This window comes from Billgrantia aerodenitrificans (genome assembly GCF_021404405.1).
Taxonomy (GTDB): domain Bacteria; phylum Pseudomonadota; class Gammaproteobacteria; order Pseudomonadales; family Halomonadaceae; genus Halomonas; species Halomonas aerodenitrificans.
The window spans coordinates 30,304-48,381 of sequence record NZ_JABFTV010000012.1 but is presented as its reverse complement, the minus strand read 5'-3'; the positions used below and the strand labels follow the sequence as shown (position 1 = coordinate 48,381).

16 protein-coding genes and 1 pseudogene are annotated in these 18,078 nt (G+C 65.8%); 10 read left to right on the top strand and 7 right to left on the bottom strand.

Features of this window, described 5'->3' with window-relative positions:
• Nucleotides 1-48 precede the first annotated feature (48 nt).
• Genes HOP59_RS19805 through zapE form a run of 6 tightly spaced genes read left to right on the top strand, consistent with a single transcriptional unit; the run spans nt 49 to nt 6,651 of the window.
• Nucleotides 49-1,122 (top strand): arginine N-succinyltransferase, encoded by a 1,074-nt coding sequence (locus tag HOP59_RS19805; RefSeq protein ID WP_234255276.1) that lies wholly within the window; start codon nt 49-51, stop codon nt 1,120-1,122.
• Nucleotides 1,122-2,168, top strand: coding sequence for an arginine N-succinyltransferase (gene astA, locus HOP59_RS19800; RefSeq protein ID WP_010626668.1), 1,047 nt, complete (start codon nt 1,122-1,124; stop codon nt 2,166-2,168). Before HOP59_RS19805 ends, astA begins: the two co-directional genes overlap by 1 nt.
• Nucleotides 2,165-3,634 (top strand): succinylglutamate-semialdehyde dehydrogenase, encoded by a 1,470-nt coding sequence (gene astD / locus HOP59_RS19795; RefSeq protein ID WP_234255274.1) that lies wholly within the window; start codon nt 2,165-2,167, stop codon nt 3,632-3,634. The genes astA and astD overlap by 4 nt, the downstream gene beginning before the upstream one ends.
• Nucleotides 3,631-4,998, top strand: coding sequence for an N-succinylarginine dihydrolase (gene astB / locus HOP59_RS19790; protein WP_234255273.1), 1,368 nt, complete (start codon nt 3,631-3,633; stop codon nt 4,996-4,998). The genes astD and astB overlap by 4 nt, the downstream gene beginning before the upstream one ends.
• Nucleotides 4,999-5,035: 37 nt before the next feature.
• On the top strand, nt 5,036-5,509 hold the full coding sequence (locus tag HOP59_RS19785; protein ID WP_010626671.1) for a GNAT family N-acetyltransferase: 474 nt from the start codon (nt 5,036-5,038) through the stop codon (nt 5,507-5,509).
• On the top strand, nt 5,506-6,651 hold the full coding sequence (gene zapE / locus HOP59_RS19780) for a cell division protein ZapE (RefSeq protein ID WP_234255271.1): 1,146 nt from the start codon (nt 5,506-5,508) through the stop codon (nt 6,649-6,651). The genes HOP59_RS19785 and zapE overlap by 4 nt, the downstream gene beginning before the upstream one ends.
• A 10-nt stretch (nt 6,652-6,661) precedes the next feature.
• On the opposite strand, the gene HOP59_RS19775 is transcribed toward zapE, so the two are convergent.
• From HOP59_RS19775 to HOP59_RS19760, 4 genes are all read right to left on the bottom strand, one after another.
• Nucleotides 6,662-7,258, bottom strand: coding sequence for a putative adenosine monophosphate-protein transferase Fic (locus HOP59_RS19775; protein WP_234255269.1), 597 nt, complete (start codon nt 7,256-7,258; stop codon nt 6,662-6,664).
• A gap of 21 nt (nt 7,259-7,279) precedes the next feature.
• The gene (locus HOP59_RS19770) at nt 7,280-7,438 is read right to left on the bottom strand and encodes a YhfG family protein (RefSeq protein WP_234255267.1); all 159 of its coding nucleotides are present in this window, start codon (nt 7,436-7,438) and stop codon (nt 7,280-7,282) included.
• A 151-nt stretch (nt 7,439-7,589) separates the two neighbouring features.
• Nucleotides 7,590-8,636, bottom strand: a complete 1,047-nt coding sequence (locus HOP59_RS19765) for an SPFH domain-containing protein (protein WP_234255265.1) — start codon at nt 8,634-8,636, stop codon at nt 7,590-7,592.
• Between the two features lie 72 nt (nt 8,637-8,708).
• Complete coding sequence (locus tag HOP59_RS19760; RefSeq protein ID WP_234255264.1) at nt 8,709-9,158, bottom strand: nodulation efficiency, NfeD-like protein; 450 nt, start codon at nt 9,156-9,158, stop codon at nt 8,709-8,711.
• Between the two features lie 103 nt (nt 9,159-9,261).
• Between HOP59_RS19760 and copM the strand changes: the two genes are divergently transcribed.
• The 4 genes from copM to malG all read left to right on the top strand — a co-directional run bounded on the left by copM (nt 9,262) and on the right by malG (nt 13,849).
• The gene (gene copM / locus HOP59_RS19755) at nt 9,262-9,825 is read left to right on the top strand and encodes a CopM family metallochaperone (RefSeq protein ID WP_234255263.1); all 564 of its coding nucleotides are present in this window, start codon (nt 9,262-9,264) and stop codon (nt 9,823-9,825) included.
• Nucleotides 9,826-10,070: 245 nt separating this feature from the next.
• Nucleotides 10,071-11,258 (top strand): maltose/maltodextrin ABC transporter substrate-binding protein MalE, encoded by a 1,188-nt coding sequence (gene malE / locus HOP59_RS19750; RefSeq protein WP_234255261.1) that lies wholly within the window; start codon nt 10,071-10,073, stop codon nt 11,256-11,258.
• Nucleotides 11,259-11,319: 61 nt separating this feature from the next.
• A complete protein-coding gene (malF, locus tag HOP59_RS19745; RefSeq protein ID WP_234255259.1) occupies nt 11,320-12,933 on the top strand; it encodes a maltose ABC transporter permease MalF in 1,614 nt (537 codons plus the stop codon).
• Between the two features lie 25 nt (nt 12,934-12,958).
• Nucleotides 12,959-13,849 carry a maltose ABC transporter permease MalG gene (malG, locus tag HOP59_RS19740; protein ID WP_234255257.1) on the top strand — a complete coding sequence of 297 codons (891 nt, stop codon included), beginning with the start codon at nt 12,959-12,961 and terminating at the stop codon, nt 13,847-13,849.
• Nucleotides 13,850-13,936: 87 nt separating this feature from the next.
• Here malG and HOP59_RS19735 read toward each other — a convergent pair whose 3' ends face one another.
• From HOP59_RS19735 to HOP59_RS19730, 3 genes and pseudogenes are all read right to left on the bottom strand, one after another.
• The gene (locus HOP59_RS19735) at nt 13,937-14,779 is read right to left on the bottom strand and encodes an ankyrin repeat domain-containing protein (RefSeq protein ID WP_234255255.1); all 843 of its coding nucleotides are present in this window, start codon (nt 14,777-14,779) and stop codon (nt 13,937-13,939) included.
• Between the two features lie 9 nt (nt 14,780-14,788).
• Entirely contained in the window at nt 14,789-15,655 is an 867-nt protein-coding gene (locus HOP59_RS23730; RefSeq protein WP_479688663.1) for a Tle-like phospholipase domain-containing protein, read from the bottom strand.
• Between the two features lie 216 nt (nt 15,656-15,871).
• Nucleotides 15,872-17,941 (bottom strand): annotated as a pseudogene (locus HOP59_RS19730) (type VI secretion system Vgr family protein); the annotation flags it as partial.
• Nucleotides 17,942-18,078: the final 137 nt, after the last annotated feature.

The window sequence follows — 18,078 nt, the reverse complement described above, 5'->3', positions numbered from 1 at the left end:
GCTGGCCGAGCCATGCGCGACACCGCCAATCGACCAGGAGATCCCGCCATGATGGTCGTACGCCCCGTTCGGCCGGCCGACCTGCCGGCCCTGGAGCGGCTGGCGGGCTTGGCCACGCCGAGCCTGACCAACCTGCCGGCCCATCGCGACCGCCTCGAGGAGCGCATCGCCCGCTCGCGGCAGTCGTTCGGTCGCGAGGTAGACTTTCCCGGCGACGAACATTACACCTTCGTGCTCGAGGATCTCGAACGCGACGAGGTCGTAGGAACCGCCACCCTGCGCGCCGAGGCCGGCGCGCGGGAGGCCTACTACACCTATCGCCAGGAAACCCTGATCCACGCCTCGCAGCAGCTCAACGTGCGTCGCGAGGTGCAGACCCTCTCGCTCTCTCATGAGGTGTCCGAGACCACTCAGCTGTGCGCGTTGTCGCTGGATCCGCGCTATCGCGGCACCAGCGCCGAGAGCCTGCTGCGCCGAGCGCGGCTGATGTTCATCGCCCAGTACCCGGAGCGTTTCGCCGAGGTTCTGGCGATGGCCTTTCCGGGCTATCTCGACGAGCAGGGCGAATCGCCGTTCTGGAACAGCGTGGGGCGCCACTTCTTCGTGCGCGACTACCACGACATCAACTACCTCGCCGGGGTGCGCTCGAAGAGCTTCATCGCCGAGGTGATGCCGCAGTTCCCGCTCTATCTGGCACTGCTCACGCCCCAGGCGAGGGCCGCCATCGGTCGCGAGCACCCCGCCCATGAGGCGGCCATGGCCGAGATGCTGGCCGAGGGTTTCATGCGCTCGCGCCACGTCGACCTGTTCGACGCCGGCCCGGTGATCAAGGGCGAGCGCAATCGCCTGCACACCTTCCGCCGTGCCGCCTGGCACCCGGTACGGGTACGCCCGGCCCACGCCCTGCCGGACGCCGAGCCGGCGATGGTCGCTAACCAGCGCCTGGCCGACTTCCGCTGCGTGGTGGCGCGCTATGCGCTGTCGCCCACCGGTCAGCTGATGCTCTCGCCGGAGCATGCCGAGCTGCTCGGTGTGGAGGAGGGGCGAGCGGTGCTGGCCGCGCCGCTGACGATGCCGTCCAACGGCGAAGAGGAAGCGGGCTTCGACGAGGGGGAGCTGTGATGCGTATTCGACCGATTGCCGAGGGCGACCTGGACGAACTGCAGAAGATCGCCCGCGAGACCGGGGTCGGCTTCACCTCGCTGCCCGACAACCGCGAGTTCCTGGCGGCCAAGATCGCCGCCGCAGTGGCCGCCTTCGAGCAGCGCACTCCGGCCGACCGGCGCAACTATTTCTTCGTGCTGGAAGACGAGGAGAGCGGCGAGCTGGCGGGCTGCTGCGCCATCGAGGGTCAGGTGGGTCGCGAGGTGCCGTTCTATCACTACCGCCTGGGTACGTTGGCCCACTCCTCGGTGCAGCTCGACCTGCACCGTACCATCGACACCCTGTTCCTCAGCTCCGACCACACCGGCGATGCCGAGGTGGCCTCGCTGTTCCTGCGCCCTGGCTTCCGTGGCAAGGAGCGTCAGCATCAGCGCAACGGCGCGCTGCTGTCGATGGTGCGCTGGTTGTTCATGGCCGAGTTCCGCGACCAGTTCCCCGACAAGGTGCTGGCGGAGATGCGCGGGGTGTTCGACGAGCGCGGCAAGAGCCCGTTCTGGGAGTGCCTGGGCAGCCACTTCTTCCCCTTAGACTTCGACGAGGCCGACCGCCTCACCGGGCTGGGGCAGAAGAGCTTCATCGGCGAGCTGATGCCCAAGTTCCCGATCTACACGCCGTTTCTCTCCGACGAGGCGCGAGCCTGCATCGGCCAGGTGCATCACGACACCCGCCCGGCGCTGGCCATGCTCAAGAAGGAAGGCCTGCGTTGGGAGGGCTACATCGACATCTTCGACGGTGGACCGACGGTGGAAGCCTATATCGACGACGTACGCGCGGTGCGCAAGTCGCGCTGCTGCCGGGTGGAGATCCGCAGCGGCAGCGACACGCCCCCCGCCCGGCCACGCTGGCTGGCAGCCAGCACGACCATGGCCGACTTCCGCGCCGCCTGGGTGGCCTGTGCTCCCGATGAGGAGGGCACCCTCACCCTGAACGAGGCGGAGGCGCAGCGGCTGGGCGTGTCGGCCGGCGACTCCCTGCGCGTCCTGGATACCGAGGAGACATCATGAACGCAATGCAACAGCTGATGATCGGCGGGCGCTGGCAGCCGGGCGATGCCATTGGCTTCACCAAGCGCGATCCGGTCTCCGGCGAGACCCTGTGGCAGGGTGCGGCGGCCAGCGATAGCCAGGTGGCGGCAGCGGTGGAAGCCGCCCGCGGCGCCTTCTCGGGCTGGGCCCGGCTGGGCTTTGCCGAGCGCTTGAGTGTGGTGGAACGCTTCCGTGAGGTGCTCGAGACCCACCGCGAGGATCTGGCCCGGGCCATCGCCGGCGAGACCGGCAAGCCGCTGTGGGAGGCGCGTACCGAAGTGGGCGCCATGATCGGCAAGGTGGCGATTTCCGCGCGCGCCTATCAGGAGCGCACCGGCGAGCGAAGCCGCGACGTCGGCGACACCACCGCCGTGCTGCGCCATCGCCCCCACGGCGTGATGGCCGTGTTCGGCCCCTACAACTTCCCCGGCCACCTGCCCAACGGCCACATGGTGCCGGCGCTGCTGGCCGGCAACACCGTGGTGTTCAAGCCCAGCGAGCAGACTCCGCTGACCGCCGATCTGACCCTGCAGTGCTGGCAGGAAGCGGGTCTGCCAGCCGGGGTAATCAACCTGGTGCAGGGCGCCGCCCCGGTGGGGCAGGCGCTCTCCTCGCACCCGGGCATCGACGGCCTGCTGTTCACCGGCAGCGCTCGCGTGGGCGGCCTGCTCAACCGCCAGTTCGCCGACCAGATGGAGAAGATCCTGGCGCTGGAGCTCGGTGGCAACAATCCGCTGGTGGTCAAGGACGTCCACGACCAGGACGCCACGGTGTTGACCATCCTGCAGTCGGCGTTCCTCTCCGGCGGCCAGCGCTGCACCTGCGCGCGGCGCCTGATCGTGCCCGAGGGGCAGATCGGCGATCACCTGCTTGACGCTCTGGTCGACGCCATCGCCCGTCTGCGGGTGGCGGGGCAGTTCGAGGAGCCGGCGCCGTTCTACGGCGGCCTGGTCAGCCAGGAGGCGGCCCAGGGGCTGCTCAAGGCCCAGGACGAGTTGGAAACACTGGGGGGTGTGGTGCTGGCGCGCATGGAGTGCCTGGAGGAGGGCACCAGTTTGCTGTCACCGGCGCTGATCGACGTCACCGGGCTCGACGTGCCTGACGAGGAGCACTTCGGCCCGCTGCTCAAGGTCTACCGCTATCGCGACTGGGACGAGGCCCTGCGCCTGGCCAACGATACCCGCTACGGCCTGGCCGCCGGTCTGATCGGCGGTGAGCGCGCCGACTGGGACGACTTCCTGCTGCGCATTCGCGCCGGCATCGTCAACTGGAACCGCCAGACCACCGGCGCCTCCGGCGACGCGCCCTTCGGCGGCGTGGGCATCAGCGGCAACCATCGCCCCAGTGCCTATTATGCGGCGGACTACTGCGCCTACCCGGTGGCTTCCATGGAAGCCGAGACCCTGACCCTGCCCGACAACCTGCCGCCCGGAGTGGTGTTATGAGCCAAACGACGAACGCCGACTACCGGGAAGTCAACTTCGACGGCCTGGTGGGGCCCACCCACAACTACTCGGGGCTGGCCCACGGCAACGTGGCCTCGATGCGCCACGGCGGGTTGGTCTCCAACCCACGCGAGGCGGCGCTGCAGGGCCTGGCCAAGATGAAGGCGCTGATGGACGCCGGCTACGCCCAGGGCGTGCTGCCGCCCCAGCAGCGCCCCGACCTCGGCGCGCTGCGCTCGCTCGGCTTCACCGGCAGCAATCGCGAGGTGCTGGCGCGGGCGGCCAAGGAGGCGCCCCAGGTGCTGCGCGCGGTGTGCTCGGCCTCGAGCATGTGGACGGCCAACGCCGCCACGGTGACCCCGAGCCGCGATGCCGCGGACGGCCGCGTACACTTCACCCCGGCCAACCTGCAGTCGAGCTTCCATCGCTATCTGGAGCCGGAGACCACCGGCCGCGTGCTGGCGGCGATCTTCCGCCACGAGGCGCACTTCGCCCATCACCCGGCGCTGCCCGCCACACCAGCCTTCTCCGACGAGGGCGCGGCCAACCATACGCGGCTGTGCGGCGAACACGGCGAGGCCGGCGTTCACCTCTACGTCTACGGCCGCCAATCCTTCGGTGGCGGGTCTGGTGAAAGTCGCGAGCCCAAGCGCTTCCCCGCGCGCCAAACATTGGAAGCGAGCCAGGCGGTGGCGCGTCAGCATGGTCTGGCCGCGGCGCAGACGGTATTCGCCCAGCAGCACCCCGAGGCCATCGATGCCGGCGTGTTCCACAACGACGTGATCGCGGTGGGCAACGGGCCGGTGCTGCTCTACCACGAGATGGCCTTCCTCGACGAGCAGGCCACGCTCGATGAGCTACGCGCCAAGATGACCACGCCCCTGATCCCGGTGCGCGTGCCCAGCGAGGCGGTGAGCATGGAGGACGCCGTGGCCTCCTACCTGTTCAATTCGCAGCTGCTGAGCAACCCCGACGGCAGCATGACCCTGGTGGTGCCCGGCGAGTGCCAGGAGCGCGAGGCGGTGTGGCGCACCATCCAGGACCTGCTGCTGGCCGGCCACAATCCCATCGGTGAAGTGATCGTCAAGGACGTCAAGCAGAGCATGCGCAACGGCGGCGGTCCCGCCTGCCTGCGCTTGCGGGTGGTGCTCTCCGCCGAGGAGCGCGCCGCGCTGACCGGCCGCGTGCTGCTCAGCGATGATCTCTATGGCGAACTCACCGCCTGGGTCGGGCGTCACTACCGCGACCGCCTGGCCCCGGACGACCTGGCCGACCCGCAGCTGGCCGACGAGACCCTCACTGCACTGGACGAGCTGACCCGCATCCTGCAAATTGGATCGGTCTATCCCTTCCAACTGGGTTAGCCAGACCTGTGCTTTTGCAATGGATAAGGAAATCGGCATGCGCGACATCACCCTCGTCCGTTTGATCCCCGAGTCGGACCACGTTGATACGGTGGCAAGCTGGACCTTCGCCGAATGGGGCCACTTGCATCCGGGTAGCACCGCCGACTCCTACCGCGAGGCCTTTCGTCGCGAGTGCGGGGAAGGCGGCGTGCCCTCGGTGTTCGTGGCCATGCACGGCAATCGGCCGGTAGGTACGGCGGCCCTGTTGGCCGAGGACATGGACAGCCGGCCCGACCTCACCCCCTGGCTGGCCTCGGTGTTCGTGCTGCCGGAGTGGCGTGGGCAGGGCATCGCCGCCCGGCTGATTCGCCGCGTCGAGGAGGAAGCCGTGGACAGCGGTTTCAGCCAGTTCTACCTCTATACCCCCGATCAACAGGGGCTCTATCGCCGCCTAGGCTGGCAGGACCTTGAGGAGCTGAACTACCGGGGCGAAGCGGTCACCATCATGTGGCGCCAGTTGGAGGCATGACCGCCGCCTCGCCGCTGACGCTCTATCGCGAGGCGGTAGAACGCCAAGGTTTTGCGCCGGACGCGGCCCAGCAGAGCGCTGCGGCACGGCTCGATGCCTGTTTCCAGACGCTGCATGATGAGGGTGCCGCGGAGCAGCGCAGGGCCGTGGCCGGCGTCTACCTGTGGGGACCGGTGGGGCGCGGCAAGACCTGGCTGATGGACGGTTTCCACCGCCACCTGCGGGTGCCTTCCCGGCGCCTGCACTTCCATCACTTCATGCGCTGGGTGCACCAGCGCCAGTTCCAGCTCAGCGGTACCGCCGATCCTCTCTCCGCGCTGGCGCGGGAGCTGGCGGCCGAGGTGCGCGTGCTCTGCCTCGATGAGCTATTCGTCAGCGACATCGCCGATGCCATGCTGCTCGGACGCCTGTTGCAGGCGATCTTCGAGCATGGCGTGGTGCTGGTGTGCACCTCCAACCAGGCGCCGAGCCAGCTCTATGCCGACGGCTTCAACCGCGAGCGCTTCCTGCCGGCCATTGCCGCCATCGAGCGTTACCTGGAGGTGGTGGAGCTGGACGGCGGCTTCGATCATCGCCTGCGCCCCGGTCGGGCATGCCAGCGCTATTGGGTGGCCGAGCCCGGCCGGCCGAGCGCCCTCACCAGCGTTTTCGCGCGCCTGAGCGAAGGGCTGCCGACGAGCCGTGAGCCCATCGAGCTGGGCCACCGCCGCATCGCAGTGGAGCGGCGCAGTCGGCGAGTGGTGTGGTGTCGCTATGCCGAGCTGTGCGAGCAGCCGCTGGCCGCGCTCGACTTTATCGCCCTGGCCGACGAGTTCGACCATGTGCTGCTCAGCGAAGTGCCGCGGCTGAGCGATGTCGCCGCCGCGAGGCGTATCGCCCGTGGCACCGAGGACGGCGCCGAGCGTGTCGAAGCCGGAGAGCGGGAGCTGCCTCCGCTGTCCCGGCGCGACGATGGCGTGCGCCGCTTCATCGCCCTGGTCGACGAGTGCTACGACCGCCGCGTGCCGCTCCACATCGAAGCCGAAGTCGCCATGGACGAACTCTACACCGATGGCTACCTGGCCTTCGCCTTCCGGCGCACCCTCAGCCGGCTGCAGGAAATGCAGCTGGCGAGGTTTGGTGGGCTACCTGCAAGCGACTGAGCTGGCTTCGTCATTCGGTAAGCGGCGCGCCGATACACTGCCTGAAAACCGCGACCATGGGGTCGTAATCGCAGTAGTAAGCCGCGATGTTGGCTCGAATCCACTCGTCCCGATCCAGCCCAGCCCATGAAATCTCATAGCCGCAATTGATGATCAGGTGCTCGAAGAGAATACGCTGCGCCCTGCCGTTGCCATCTCGAAAGGGGTGCAGGACATTGAGATCGCCGTAGAACTCGGCGGCGGCCACTATCAATTCGTCACGTTCAAGGCCTGTGTACCAGTCGGCGCGTACTAACTGGGCGAACAGTTTTTTGGCTTCCGGCTCGATGCGGTCGCAATGACAAAAGCGCGTATCGCCTTTGGAAATGTCGATGGCACGGATCTCGCCGGCCCAAGGATAAAGGTCACGGAAGAGTTGCCTGTGCAGCGACTTGAGATAGTCAAAATCGTAGGGCGGGAGAGAGAAAGGAATCCCGTCGGCAGCAATGGTCGTCAGCTCGCGTTCGGCTTCCTGCAGGATTGCATCGTCACGAATCTCGAGGAGATTCCTGAAAACGTTGGTACCGTCGTAACAGTAGGGATCCTGGCCGACGCCGTACTTGTCCATGACAGCGGCTGGTGGCCACGCTCAACGCTGGCGATATTTTTCCAGCGTGGCGGACTTGCTGGGCAGTGCATGCGGCACATCGGGAGCGCTGAACCCTTCCAGGCGCAGGCTGGCCGCATAGTTATGCTGCTTGACCTTGGCAAAATAGTCCTGCTTGGTCTTGAGGGATACCTTGGTCATGGGGACTGCCTCGAATTTGCCGATGCCCGTATTTTAACGCATATCGGTCCACGATGCTTCCTGCCCGATCGCCAGTTGCTGTCGTTGGGCCAGTCGCTGTCGTGGCATGTACCGGGGCATCGGCCTGACAGCCGATGCCCAGGTTCCATCATTAGCTGCTGGCCGCTCCGCCGACGATACCGCTGCGAAAGCCGCTCTGGCGCTCGCCGCTGCGCAGGTGCTGCGCCACGGTGTCTTCCGGTGAGCCTGCCATTTCGCGGAACATTCCCATGGAGCCGAGCAGGGCGGAGGATTCGTAGGGCACGAATACCCGCTCGCCGTCCTGGGCCATGGTCGGCAGTGCCTTGATATAGCTCTGGCCGAGCAGATAACCCACCACAGTGCGCTTGTGCTCGTCGCTGTCGCCGATGGCGCTCAGCACCAGCTTGATCGACTCCTGCTCGCCCTGGGCGCGCAGAATGGCCGACTCCTTGTCGCCCTGAGCATTGAGGATTGCCGATTCGCGCTGACCCTGGGCCTTGGCGATGGCGGCGGCCTTCTCGCCCTCGGCTTCGGTCACGGTGGCGCGGCGCTTGCGTTCGGCGGCCATCTGCAGGCGCATGGCGGTTTCGACCTCTTCGGGCATGGCGATGTCCTGCACCTCGACCCGTGAGATCTTCACCCCCCACTTTGAAGCGGGCTCCTCCATGGCGGCCTGGATTTCGTTGTTGACCTCGGCGCGGGACTCGAACAGTTTATCGAGCTCCATCTTGCCCACCACCGAGCGCAGGGTGGTCTTGGCCAGCACTTCCACCGCCTGGCTCATGTTCTCTATTTCATAGACGGCACGGCGCGGATCGATGATCTGATAATAGAGCGCCCCATTGATGCGTACCGTGACGTTATCGGTGGTCACCACCGGCTGGCCGGGGAAATCCATCACCGTTTCCCGGCGGTCGATCCTCGCCTCGTTGGTCGTGATGGGGAAGTACTCCTCGCCGCGCTTCTGGTAGCGGATCATGGTGATGGCGCGGGGCTGCTCGATGAACGGAATGATGATGTTGATGCCGCTCTCCAGCAGGCGGTTGAACGAGCCCAGGCGCTCGATCACCATCACTTCCGACTGGCGTACGATGACCAGCCCCTTGGCGATGATCAGGATGCCGATGACGACGACGATGAGGGCGATCAGCAACCCCGGGTTGATGGGAAGATCCATATTCACTTTCACTCCTTGCAGTTGCGTAGGGACGGGGCCGGAAGGGGCTCCGCCAAGGTCATGCGAGTGGCGCTATGTTTGAACGTGGCTGACGACGGCGGTGGTGCCGTCGAAGTGCTGGAAGAGCACCAGCGAGCCCTCGGGCAGCTCGGTCTCACCGGTCTCGGCGACCCGCAGGCGATAGAAGTCGCCGTTGATCTTGACCCCGCTGGCGCCGTCGAAGTCGCGTTTGAGCGTGGTGTAGGTATGGCCTTTCTCCACCCCCGTGCCGGTGGTGCCGTAGGCCACCCCTCTGGGCGAGAACCACGGGCGGATCACCTTGACGGCGAGCGGGATGAGAATGCCCGAGAACACGCCCATGGCGAGCAGCTGCCAGGGCAGCGTAAGGCCCAGCGCGGCCAGCGCCGAGGTCAGGGCGGCAGCCACGCCCAGCGACAGCAGCACCAGGCCGCCGGAGGAGAGTTCGGCCAAGCCCAGCAGCAGGGCGATGGCCAGCCAGATCAAGGCGGGATTCCAGTCCATGGTAGTCTCGGTAATGAATTGTTTCCTGATGCGCCGCTGCAACGCACTGCACGGCGCTTGGTTCTATCGTACTCGTACGACTCACATGGTAAAGGAGAGCAGCATGTCGCACATCCTCACAGTACGTACCTGGTCGGCACTGGCCGTCGTGTTGGCCGGCAGTGCCCTGCTGGCCGCCCCGGCCTTGGCGGCGGAAGAGGAGGCCCAGGCCCAGCAGCAGATCGGTCAGGCCGAGCCGCAGCAGGACGCTGAGATCGATGAAGCAGCCAATGGCGACGATGCCGATGACGACGAGAGCAACGGCGACGAGGTCAATGGCGACGAGGTCAATGGCGACGAGGCCGAGGCGCAGGACGAGGAGGACCATCACGACCACGTTCACGAGCCCGACGAGCACGCCGACAACGAGGCCGTGCAAGCTTACCGCGAGGTCAATCGGCGCATGCACGAAGACATGTCGATCGAGTTCACCGGCAACCCCGATGCCGATTTCGCCCGCGGCATGATTCCGCATCACCAGGGGGCCATCGACATGGCCAATGTCGTGCTGATGCACGGCGAGGACGAGGCGATTCGCGACCTCGCTCGCGAGATCATCGAGGCCCAGGAAGAGGAGATCGCCTTCCTGCGCGACTGGCTGGCCCAGCACGGCTTCGAGGCCGAATAGGCAACATCGAGTGACTTTCAGCGGGCGGCATTCTCCATGCCGCCCGCGCTGACCTTCGCAATACTCCTGCCACACTACTCGCTACGCCCCACCCATACGCCACCGCTACGCCCCACCCATACGCCACCGCTACGCCCCCCGGGGAGGAGGACGCCGACTCCGCAATTGGCGAGTCTGGACGTGCTCGCTATCGCCGTGCCGCAACGGCACTGGCGTCGATAACAACAACCCGGAGGTTCCAACTCATGCATCGGACACGCCACGGTGTGCTTTTCCCCGTGCTGGTCGCGCTCGGCAGCGGCCAGGCTTTCTCCTCTCATGCCTTCGACGGCGACCGGCTGACGATCTGGATGGGCGACAACAAGGGCTACGACGGCATCCGTGAGGTAGCTCGCCAGTTCGCGGACGACACCGGCATCGAGGTACGGATCGTCAATCCCGACAACCTTACCGACCGCTTCCAGCAGGCCGCCGGCAGCGGACAGGGGCCGGACATCGTGATCTGGGCCCACGACCGCATCGGCGAATGGGCGCAGAGCGGCTTGCTGGCACCCGTTTCGCCCACGCGCGACTTCCGCGAGCGCTACTTCGACTTCACCTGGGACGCCACCCTGTGGAACGGCGAGCACTACGGTTACCCGATCTCGGTGGAGGCGCTGGGGCTGATCTACAACAAGGCGCTGGTCGAAGCGCCGCCGCAGAGCTTCGCCGAGCTTGCCGAGCTCGACGCCGAGCTCACCGAGCAGGGCAGGAAGGCGATCCTGTTCGACTATGGCGAGCCCTACTACGGCTGGACATTGCTGGCGGCCAACGGCGGTTACCCCTTCCGCCAGACCGAAGAGGGCTTCGACGTCGACGACATCGGCGTCAACAACGAGGGAGCCATCCAGGGCGCCGAGCTGCTGGTGGAGCTGATCGAGAGCGGCGTGCTGCCGCGGGGCACCGACTACAGCATCATGGATACGCGCTTCAATCGCGGCGAGGTGGCCGCCATGATCAGCGGCCCCTGGGCCTGGAGCAATCTGGAGCAGAGCGGTATCGACTACGGTGTGGCGCTGCTGCCCAGGGTGGGCGAGGAGCGCGCCAGGCCGATGTTCGGCGTGATGGCGGCGATGATCAACACCGCCTCGCCCAACGATTTCCTGGCCGTGGAGTTCCTCGAGAACTACCTGCTCGACGAAGCGGGCATGCGCACTTTCAACAGCGACGGCACCCTGGGGGCGGTGGCGCATATCGCCTACCAGCAGGAGCTGGAGCGCGACCCCAACATCGCCGCCACCCTCGAGAACGCCGAGCTTGGCATGCCGATGCCCAACATTCCCGAGATGGGCGCCTTCTGGGCCGCCATGGAGCCGGCGCTGCAGAACATCGGCAGCGGCCGCCAGTCGCCTCGCGAAGCGCTGGACGCCGCGGCCCGCCGCATGCGCCAGTAACGAACCCGCTCGATGCCTCGGCCGGCGGCAGGCGTCGCCGGCCCGGCCCAGGACGCTACCCATGTACACCGTCAATGCTTCCCGGGGGCTGCCGCGTCATCGCTCCCGCTATCCCGCCGAGCGCTACACCCGCTGGGCACTGCGCGGCCTGGTGGCAGCGCTGGTGCTGGCCCTGCTGTGGCTGGTGCTGGCCTTCCACCTCAACGGCCAGCCGATCTTTGCCCTGCTGTTCCTGGTGCTCGGCGCCGCGCTGGGCGTAGTCTTCACCCGCCGCACACTGATGAGCCACCGCTACATCTTTCCCGCCGTGGCCAGCATGGCGCTATTCGTCATCTTTCCGCTGCTCTACACCGTCGGCATCAGCTTCAGTAACTACAGCTCCAGCAACCTGCTCAGCGAGGAGCGGGTGCGTGCCCAGTTGCTGGCGCGTACCTATCAGGAGGAGAGTGCCACCTTCGGCTTTCAGCTCCATTCGAGCGACGAAGGCGTGCGGCTCTATCTGGAGCGGGAGGGAGCGCCGAGTGCAGCCAGTGAGGCGGAGGCCGAGCTCGAGGAGGCACTGGAGGGCGTCTCGCGCTTCGTCACCGGCCCGATGTCGCTGCAGGACAGCGAACGACGCCATGTCGCCATTCAGCCCGCCGAGGGAGAGCCGATGGGCGAGCCGCTGGCCATGCGCGAGGTGATCGCCTATCGCGCTGCGCTGCAGAATCTGGTGCTGACCACGCCTGAAGGGCTGGAGCTGCGCATGGCCGGGCTGCGCCACTACGCGCCCATGCTTGACCGCTACGAGACCCGCGACGACGGCAGCCTGTACGACCGCCGCGACGGTCTCCTGTTGAGCGCCGATGGAGAGACGGGCTTCTTCGTCACCGAAGAAGGGGAGCGCATCACCCCGGGCTGGCCGGTGGCGGTGGGCCTGGACAACTACGCGCGGATCTTCCTCGACCCCGATATCCGCGGCCCCTTCATTCAGATATTCGTCTGGACCTTCGCCTTCGCCAGTCTCACCGTCGTCTTCACCCTGATTGTCGGCTTCGTGCTCGCCTCGCTGCTGCAGTGGGACCAGCTACGCGGCAAGGCGCTCTACCGCACCCTGCTGATCCTGCCCTATGCGGTGCCGGCGTTCATCTCGATCCTGATCTTCAAGGGCATGTTCAACCAGCACTTCGGCGAGATAAACCTGATTCTCGACGCCCTGTTCGGCGTACGCCCCGACTGGTTCACCGATCCCTGGCTCGCCCGCAGCATGCTGCTGCTCGTCAACACCTGGCTCGGCTACCCCTACATGCTGCTGCTGTGCATGGGGCTGATCCAGTCGATCCCCAGGGATCTCTACGAGGCCTCGGCAGTGGATGGCGGCGGTCCGCTGACCAACCTGTTCCAGATCACCCTGCCGCTGATCATCAAGCCCCTCACGCCGCTGCTGATCGCCTGCTTCGCCTTCAACTTCAACAACTTCGTGCTGATCGCGCTGCTCACCGGAGGCAACCCCGACATTCTCGGCGCCAGCACGCCGGCGGGCACCACTGACCTGCTGGTGAGCTACACCTACCGCATCGCCTTCCAGGACGCCGGACAGAACTTCGGCCTGGCCGCCGCCATCGCCACGCTGATCTTCCTGCTGGTGGCGGGGCTGGCGCTGCTCAACCTGCGCCTGGCCAAGGTCAGGGTCTGATTCGCAAGGTCACAGGAGAACTCTCATGGCCATGGTACAACCGCGTTCCCTGCGCTGGCGCAAGCTGGCGGCCCATCTCGCCCTGATCGGCTTTCTCACGCTGATCCTGTTCCCGCTGCTGCTGGTGATCTCGATCTCGTTCCGCGAGGGCAATTTCGCCACCGGCAGCCTGATCCCGGAGCGCTTCTCCCTGGAGCACTGGTCGCTGGCGCTGGGCATCCCCTGGGAGCGTGCCGACGGCACGGTGGTGCAGCCGCCGTTTCCGGTGCTGCTGTGGCTGTGGAACTCGGTCAAGGTGGCGCTGGTGTCGTCGCTGCTGATCGTGCTGCTCTCCACCACCAGCGCCTACGCCTTCGCTCGTATGCGCTTTGCCGGCAAGGGGCCGATCCTCAAGAGCATGCTGATCTTCCAGATGTTCCCGGCGGTGCTCTCGCTGGTGGCGCTCTACGCCCTGTTCGACCGCCTGGGGCAGTTCGTCGGCTGGCTCGGCATCAACACCCACGGCGCGCTGATCGTCGCCTCGCTGGGCGCGGTGGCGCTGCACATCTGGACCATCAAGGGCTACTTCGAATCGATCGACGGCTCGCTGGAGGAGGCCGCCATGGTCGACGGCGCCAGCACCTGGCAGGCGTTCCGCTACATCCTGCTGCCGCTGTCGCTGCCGATCCTGATGGTGGTGTTCATCCTCGCCTTCGTCATGAGCATCATGGAGTACCCCATGGCCTCGGTGCTGCTGGTCGACGAACACAAGCTGACCCTGGCCGTCGGCGCCCAGCAGTACCTGGCCGATCACAACCAGCGCTGGGGCAACTTCGCGGCGGCGGCGGTGCTCTCCGGCCTGCCGATCACCGTGGCATTCCTGATCTGCCAGCGCTGGATCATCGGCGGACTGACGGCGGGGGGCGTGAAGGGCTAGAGGCCTGCTCAGGATGGTGGCTTGTATCACCGCGAGAGGAGTGCGCCCGCACGGCCAAGCCGGCGGGCGTTGCTTCTCCGTCGATTCCTAGCGGTCGTGACCGGGAGGCACGCGGGGTGTCAGCCCCTCGGCGCGCATCTGCTCGCGAACCTCGACGGGAGAGGGCGGGGGAAATTCGACGCCGCGCTCGATCATCATGTCGCGTACTGATTCAAGGCCTTGGCGAATGTCACCAGGAGGCAAGCGCTGGAGCCTGTCATGTACCACCCATGCAGGAGTAACTCCTGTCGCTAACCGAGTATCTAACTTCGCTCCGTTTTCGAGTAGATATGCGGCTATTTCTGGCTTGGTTCCTAGACAAGCATCATGAAAAGCGGACCTGCCTATACTGTTTTGGCTATCAATATCGGCACCGTACTCAATCAACAACCTAATATGTTCCAATGTTCCACTTGTAATAGCTCGGTGAAGAAGGGGAGTGCCGTCACTTGATTCGTCATTGGCAGGTAAGCCACCTTCAAGCATTGCACTCAAGTAACGAGTGTCAGGACTCATCAATGCTGCCCCAAGCGGGGTGCGAGCTTCGGCTCCTTCCATCTGACTTTCACTGGGGTGGACGCCCAGCTCGACTAAGGTGCGTACGGCATCGGGATTCTGCTGAAGCAGGGCGAACCACATCAGGGTCATCTGCTGCTCGCCCCTGGCAGTAAGATCGACCCCTTCGGCCCCGTGGCGCAGCGCCGCCATATCGTTGCGTTCGATGGCTCTGGCCAGCTCGAGATGTGGGCCGCTGAAGAGCTCGCCGGCAGTGTGAGTACGTGACATGGTCAATCCCTGAGTTGGCTGGCAGCCGCTGGCAAGGAAGAACAGTACCAGCAACAGAAGTGAGTGATAGCGTGAGCGAAAAGGGCGCTGTGGCTTGGTCTGCATGATGTCTCCCTACGTGCAGTGATGTCCCGTGGCTTCGGCCAGGATACCCTGATCCATCGACTTCTGGGCCTCCAGTCCCTCGATGACTTGCACCATGCTGTGACGCTCGATCGGATTGATGCCCCGGCCGGGAAGTCGATAGGGCGTGCCCACTGCATCCGGCATCAGCGTGGCCAGCAGGGTACTGCCGGCGGCTCCGGCAAGGGCACCGGTTCCACCGCCCAGTGCCGCGCCCACCCCGGCCGCGACGAGCGTGGAACTCAGCCGCCGCTCCTGCAGCAGTGTGAGTATCTCTCCCGCGACGCGGAAGGCCTGGATATTCTCGGGCCTGGGCTGATGCAGCGTGCCGCCATAGCGTTCCACAGTATTGGGATGCAGACCGGCGGAGTTGAATGTCGTTGCGGGCAGGCCGCTTGCGCGTGAAGTGGCGGAGACTAGACCACCCCCGAGAGAGTGGCCTGCCAGATGTATATGAGATCCACCTGCCGAAAGTGATTCTCCTATCTTAACTGCCCTTTCATAATAATCGGACGGCAGATTGAGCCCTTGAGCTATGTTGTTGCGGATATCTTCCCGGTTCGAGAAGTCCGTGCCCCTGAAGCCAATTGCCGGTGCCAAGGCGTTTCCAAAGACATCTGGGTCAGGTAGATACAGTCCGCCTCTGAAGGAGCTCTCTTCGGGATACAGGTCAGAGGGGGTTAACCCCAATTCTTCCAATAGCTCTGCATCCTGGCTGCTATCCCCCCAGCCCACCGGCACGGGCTGGCTGGGGTCGTAGACATGCTGGGCCAGCCGGGCGTGCTCCACGGCGACGTTGTTGCGCTCGAAGCGCTCGGTGGTGGCGGCCAGGGTATCGCGGGGGCCACCCGGCGGCATGGCGTCGAGCCGGGTTCTGGCAGCGGCGATCTGGCCTTGGCGACACTGCCAGCGTGCCGCCTTCTGGCGCCTGGCTTCCACCAGGTCGTCTACGCTCGAGTCGGTCGTGTCTTCGCTCGCGTCTGATTCGGCTTCGTCCTGTGTCGTGGCGGCGGCGACGGCCATGGCCGCCGCCATGAAGCCGCCCATGAGCGGCGCACCGCTGGACTTGAGCGTCACGTCCTCGCTGGCTTCCGGCGTGGCGGCACCCGGCAGCAGCGCCGCCGCTGTGGCTTGCCCGCTCCCCGAGCCGGGGCTGCCGCCGGAGTTGATCTTGACCTGGGCGCCGACGATGGTGATGCCGCTGGGGTCGAGCTTGAGGAAGCTGCCGCCGGCCTTGAGGGTGATCTCGGCGCCGGCGTCGATCACGGTCTTGCTGCCGGCCTGGTGGTGGATCTCCTGGCCAGCTTCGACGAGCTGGGCGCGGGCGGTCTTTTCGTGGCGCGTGGCGCCGACGATGAGGTGGTCGTCGCCGTCGACCTTGAGGTGGCGCTGGCCGCGCACGGTGAGGTGGTCGTCGGCGTGGATCTCGCTGATGCGGTTGCGGTGCACGGTGAGGTGGCTGTCGTGGCCGATCTCTTCGGTGCGGTCGTTGTGGGTCAGCAGTTCCAGGTCTTTCTGGGCGTGCAGCCAGATCTGCTCCTGGCCGGCTTCGTCATCGAAGCGCAGTTCGTTGAATCCTTCGCCCTGGTGACTCTGGGTGCGGATGACGGTACGGGTCTTGTGCGCCGGCAGTTCGTAGGGCGGTGTACTGACGGCGTTGTAGATCCGCCCGGTGATCAGCGGTTGATCGGGATCGCCCTCCAGATAGCTGACGATCACTTCATGGCCGATACGCGGAATCGCCATGCTGCCGTAGCCGCCACCGGCCCAGTCCTGGCTCACTCTCAACCAGGCGCTGGCACCGTTTACAGCGGCTTCGCCTTCAGCCCCGGCGGTATTCGGCTCGGCATAGCGGTCCCAGGGGAACTGCACCTTGACCCGGCCATGCTCGTCGCAATGGATCTCTTCACCTTCGGGCCCGACGACGAAGGCGATCTGGGGGCCGTCGACCCGGGGCCGGGGGTTGGGCTCGGGGCGCCAGGCCTGGTCGGCGGGCATGAGCACCAGTTCGTTGTGGTAGCGGGTCATGGCTTCCGAGCCTGCCCGCCCCCGCAGGCCACCATTCCCTTGCCCATCGCTCTGGTCGCTGCCCTGTACGAAACCGTCCTCTTCCAGCGCCTGGTGCTGCTTGCCGTGGTGAATGACGCTGAGTACCTGCCAGTCGCGGTTGAGCTCAATGAGGTCGTGGTCGGTCAAGGTGAAACGGGTGCCTGGGGCAAGCTCGGGCAGGTCGCTCTCGGCATCGGCGGTATTGGCGCCACGGCGTAGCGCTTCGAGACGAATGCGAGTGAAGGCCTGGCCGGAGGCGTCGGCCTTGTAGCGCCCGGGGTAGTCGTAGTGTTCGTAGTCGCTTCGCTGGCCGTGAGCTTCCAGCTCGCGTGCGGCGTGATCATGCAGTTGTCCGTAAGCAGGCTTCTTGAACGAGTAGTCCTTGAGCGTGGCCGAGGCCGGGGCGACCCGGGCATGCTGCTGCAGCTTGCGCACGTGACGCGCCGGCGGCGTGCCCCCGGCGCGACCGTGGTAGGTACGCTCGCCCAGGTGGCTCAGCACCTGGGGGGCGTCGGCGAACACCAGACGGTGGGCAGCGCGGGCGTCCTCGTCGCCACCGACCTGGAAGAATTCATGGAAGTAGAACAGCCCCTCTTCGGCGGCCAGGCGCTCGACGAAGGCGAGATCGTCTTCACGGTACTGGGTAAGGTATTCCCGAGCCTCGGGCTCGCGGGTGGCGGCGAAGGCGAGATCGGTCAGGCCGTGCTCGTCGCACAGGGTATTGAGCACCGTGAGCGGCGAGACTTCCTGGAAGATGCGCGAGTTCTGGCGCAGGCCAAGGCGCCACAGGGCGGGACGGATCTCGACCCGGTAGAAGGTGTGGCGGTGGCCGCGGTCGCCACGGGCGAACTCGCTGACGATGCCGTTCACTTGGCGCAGCATCTCGTCGTCCTGCCAGATCGTCAGGGTGGCTTCGCGGTCGAGAATGTCGCGGGCGAAAAGGCTGCCGTTACGGCTGGCGAAGCGCACCGTGAGCTCGAAGGGGGCGGAGAGCCGTTCCCGGTGGGTGAACTCGATGACCGCCAGGCCCTCGGTGTCGGGCGAGCTGGCATCGGCTAGCTGAAGGGTGAAGTGAAGTCCGTTTTCAGAGGCCATGCTTCCTCCTGGAGGCGTACATGGCCAAGTCTCTGCAGGCGAGGTGCCAGTTTTTGGCTAATAAAGTAAAAACAATGGGGTAAGAAGAAAGGGAGCGAAAAGGCTAAGTTAACTCAGGCAATCCATTGCCTGAGGCG